At 70.6% G+C, this 3,938-nt stretch carries 4 protein-coding genes; 2 read left to right on the top strand and 2 right to left on the bottom strand.

Annotated features, from left to right (window positions below):
• Nucleotides 1-141 precede the first annotated feature (141 nt).
• Together Q0R63_RS06500 and Q0R63_RS06505 are read left to right on the top strand one after the other, a co-directional pair.
• On the top strand, nt 142-627 hold the full coding sequence (locus Q0R63_RS06500; protein ID WP_295695490.1) for a phosphatase PAP2 family protein: 486 nt from the start codon (nt 142-144) through the stop codon (nt 625-627).
• A complete protein-coding gene (locus Q0R63_RS06505; protein WP_295695492.1) occupies nt 624-1,490 on the top strand; it encodes a decaprenyl-phosphate phosphoribosyltransferase in 867 nt (288 codons plus the stop codon). The genes Q0R63_RS06500 and Q0R63_RS06505 overlap by 4 nt, the downstream gene beginning before the upstream one ends.
• A gap of 52 nt (nt 1,491-1,542) precedes the next feature.
• Here the strand turns inward: Q0R63_RS06505 and Q0R63_RS06510 are convergent, their stop codons facing one another.
• Complete coding sequence (locus tag Q0R63_RS06510; RefSeq protein WP_295695494.1) at nt 1,543-2,304, bottom strand: decaprenylphospho-beta-D-erythro-pentofuranosid-2-ulose 2-reductase; 762 nt, start codon at nt 2,302-2,304, stop codon at nt 1,543-1,545.
• Nucleotides 2,301-3,647 carry an FAD-binding oxidoreductase gene (locus Q0R63_RS06515; protein WP_295695496.1) on the bottom strand — a complete coding sequence of 449 codons (1,347 nt, stop codon included), beginning with the start codon at nt 3,645-3,647 and terminating at the stop codon, nt 2,301-2,303. The genes Q0R63_RS06510 and Q0R63_RS06515 overlap by 4 nt, the downstream gene beginning before the upstream one ends.
• Nucleotides 3,648-3,938: the final 291 nt, after the last annotated feature.

Raw genomic sequence — 3,938 nt, forward strand, 5'->3', positions numbered from 1 at the left:
CAGCTCGGCAAGAGGTGCGGCCCTGCTCACCTCGCGTAGACAGCCACGAAGTCGCGACCGGTACTTCACCCCGACCAGTCGCGACTTCGTGGCTGTCTACGCGAGGTGAGCAGGGCCGCACCTCTTGCCGAGCTGGACACGGTGACCCTGGTCCGGGTCCAGTCGTTGGCGCACGTGCCCGGCATCCGTCGCGGAGCCCTGGCCCTCAGCGGCCTCGGTGAGCACGCCGCCGCCTGGCTGGTCGCCGGGGTCCTCGGGGCCGTGCTCGACCCCTCGCGGCGGGGGCAGTGGCTCAGGGCCACGGCAGCCGTCTTCGCCTCGCACGCGGTCAGCGTGGTGCTGAAGAGGGTCGTCCGCCGGCACCGCCCGACCGATCCACGGGTGCAGGTGCTCGGGCCGACCGCTGGTCGGTGGAGCTTTCCGTCGGCTCATGCCGCCTCGACCGCGGCTGCCGGTGTCGCCTTCTCCGCGGTGCTCGGTCGTCGAGCCGCTCTGCTCCCACTCCCGGCCATGATGGTGAGCCGGTTGCTGCTGGGCGTCCACTACCCCAGTGACGTCCTGGTCGGGGCGGCGATCGGGGCCGCGGTCGGGCGCTGGCTCCCACGATCGAGGGTCTGGGGGTCATGACCTCACCCGAGGTCCTCTTCCGAGCGTGCCGTCCCCGGCAGTGGGTCAAGAACCTCCTCGTGCTGACGGCACCCGTGGCCGCCGGCGTCGTCACCCAGCCGAAGGCGATGCTCGGGGCGGCCGTCGCGATCGTCGCCTTCTGCCTGGCGTCGTCCGGCATCTACCTCGTCAACGACATCCGGGACGTGGAGTCGGACCGCGCGCACGTCAGCAAGAGCCGCAGGCCGATCGCCTCCGGCGAGCTGCCCGTGTCGACCGCGTGGATCCTGGCCTTGGTGCTGCTCGCCCTGGCGCTCCTGGCCGCGGGGTTGCAGTCCCCCAAGCTCCTCGCCGTGCTCGCCATCTACGAGGCGATCCAGCTGTGGTACTGCCTCGGGATGAAGAACGAACCGGTCATCGAGCTCACCAGCGTCGCCTCGGGGTTCCTGTTGCGCGCCATCGCCGGTGGCGTCGCGTCGGACGTCGCGCTCTCGCAGTGGTTCCTCACCGCCGCCGGGTTCGGCTCGCTGTTCATGGCCGGTGGTAAACGGTATGCCGAGCTGATGCTCGTCGAGCGCACCGGCGCGAAGATCCGGCCGGTGCTGGCGCGCTACACGGCGCCCTACCTGCGGTTCGTCTGGACCCTGTCGGCGGGCGTGCTCGTCACCACCTACGCCCTGTGGGCCTTCTCGATGGGCCAGACCGGCGGCAACAGCTGGAGCGTCGTGTCGGTGGTCCCCTTCGTCATCGCCCTGCTCCGGTATGCCGTGGACGTCGACAGCGGGCAGGCCGGTGAGCCCGAGGAGATCGTCCTGCACGACCGCATGCTGCTGGCGCTCGCGGGGGTCTGGGGGGCCACGCTGGTCCTCTCGGTCTACTTCTAGCCCGGCCTCGTGGGGAGTCGAGGGGGCCGGGTCTAGCCCGGTCTAGCCCGGTTTAGCCCGGCAGGCGCCGGAACACCGGCGCGGGCAGGTGCCGCAGCGCCGACATGACGAAGCGCAGGGGCGGGGGCGCCCACACGGTGCGGCGCCCCTGACGCAGTCCGTCGACGACGACCTCGGCCACCTGCTCCGGGACCTGGGACAGGGGAGCGGGGGAGAGCCCGGTCGTCATCCTGGACTTCACGAAACCCGGGCGGACCACGAGGACCTGGACCCCGTCCGCGGCAACCGCGTCCCCGAGCCCGGCGTAGAACGCGTCCATCCCCGCCTTGGTGGACCCGTAGACGAAGTTCGACCGGCGCGGACGCTCACCGGCGACCGACGACAGGGCGACGATCGCCCCATGACCCTGGGCTCTGAGCCGCTGGGCGACGAGCACGCCGCAGCCCACCGCTGCCACGTAATTGACCTCGGCCAGCTCCAGGGCGGCATCGAGGTCCTGCCACGCCCGTTCCTGGTCCCCGAGGACCCCGAACGCGACGATAACCACGTCCACGTCGCCGTCGGCATCGAACGCGGACGCGATGGCCTGCTCGTAGGAGTTCCGTTCTCGCACATCGCAGTCCACCTCGGTGACCTGCAGCCCCTCAGCGTGCAGGGCCGACGCGGCAGCGGCCCGGCGCTCGCCGGGGCGTCCCGCGAGGGTCACGTGCACACCCTGACGTGGCTCGGCCAGCTTGAGGACCGTGGCGAGGGCGATCTCGGAGGTGCCACCCAGCACCAGGATCCGCTGCAGGTTGCCGATGGCGTCCTTCACAGCTCCAACCTCCTGGCCAGGTCGGACATGAACACACCGTCTGGGTCGGCCTCGTGCCTGATCTCGCGCCACTGCTCCAGCCGGGGATACATCTTCCTCATCGTGGCTGCGGTCATCCGCGAGTCCTTGGCGAGGTAGAGGCGGCCACCGGCGGCGATGACCTCCTCGTCCAGTCGGTCGAGAAGTCCCCCGAGCTCGGCCGAGCCGACGGGGATGTCGAGGGTCAGGGTCCATCCCGGCATGGGGAACGACAGGTGTCCCGAGTTGCCGTGGCCGAAGCGCTTGAGCACCGCCAGGAAGGACGCCTGTCCGGCGTCGCTGAGCATCGTCAGGCACCGGCGCAGGGCGTCCTCGGCGCCGAACGGGACGACGAACTGATATTGGAGGAAGCCGCGGGAACCGTAGATCCGGTTCCACTGCCGGACCCCGTCGAGGGGGTGGAAGAAGGCGCCGATGCTCTGGATCTCACCGCGCCGCTCGCGAGGCGACTTGTAGTACCAGACGTTGTTGAAGGCCGCGACGGTCAGGTGGTTGAGCATCCCGTTGGGGAGGTGGGCCGGAGCGACCGCCAGCTCCGGGGGGCGGAAGTCCAAGGGCTTGTGACGCAACCTGCGGGGCAGCTGGTCGAGCGTGGCCGGCCAGCCGCGGGTCAGCACGGAGCGACCCAACGAGGCTCCTGAGGCGAGGCAGTCGACCCAGGCGACGGAGTAGGTGTAGCGGTGGTCGTCGGTGGTCATTCGCTGCATGAGGTCGTCGAGGTTGGCGCACCGCTCGGTGTCGACGACGCAGTATGCCGTCTCGACCGGCTTCATCCGCAAGGTCACCCGGAGCACGACACCGGTCAGCCCCATCCCCCCGACGGTGGCCCAGAAGAGGTCGTCCAGCGGCGTGAGGTGGCGGATCGACCCGTCGGCGCAGAGCAGGTCGATCGAGGCGAGGTGGTCCCCGAAGCTGCCGTCCACGTGGTGGTTCTTGCCGTGGATGTCGGCGGCAACCGCGCCTCCCACGGTGACCTGCCGGGTGCCGGGGCTGACGGGGACGAAGAGGCCCATCGGGAGCAGCAGCCGCATGAGGGTGTCGAGGCTGACACCCGCCTCGACGCTGACCTCACCGGTCTGGGTGTCCACGGACAGCACGCGGTTGCGGGTCGTCATGTCGGCGACGAGCCCTCCGCCGTTCTGCGCGGCGTCGCCGTAGCTGCGACCCAGCCCCCGAGCGAGGACCCCCCGCCGACCGGGCTCGGTGACCATCGCGACGAGGTCACGGTCGTCGCCTGCCGGGTGGACGAGGGAGACGCTCGGACTCGTGCCACCCCAGCCCTGCAGTGCCCGCCGGTCGTCCATTCGCGCTCCTCAACCTGGCCGTTCGCGTCGCGGGCGACGCATCCGGTCACCGCGCCCCTCATCTCTACCAGACGAGGCGGGGCGTGGCGTAGCCGCCTGGCGGGTGGGTGCCGGCCGGTGAGATGACATCGTTGTCGAGAATCGCTCCCCAACGGACCCCGGAGTGGCTACAGTGGAGTCGTTGCGACTTCAACAAGTCGCCCCCCAGCCCTGAAGGCCCGCGATGTGTCCACTCGCGGGCCTTCAGTATGTCCGCCTCCCCCGGCTCCCCCGGCTCCCCCGGCTCCCCCG

The sequence above is a fragment of the Lapillicoccus sp. genome, assembly GCF_025353065.1.
GTDB lineage: Bacteria > Actinomycetota > Actinomycetes > Actinomycetales > Dermatophilaceae > Lapillicoccus.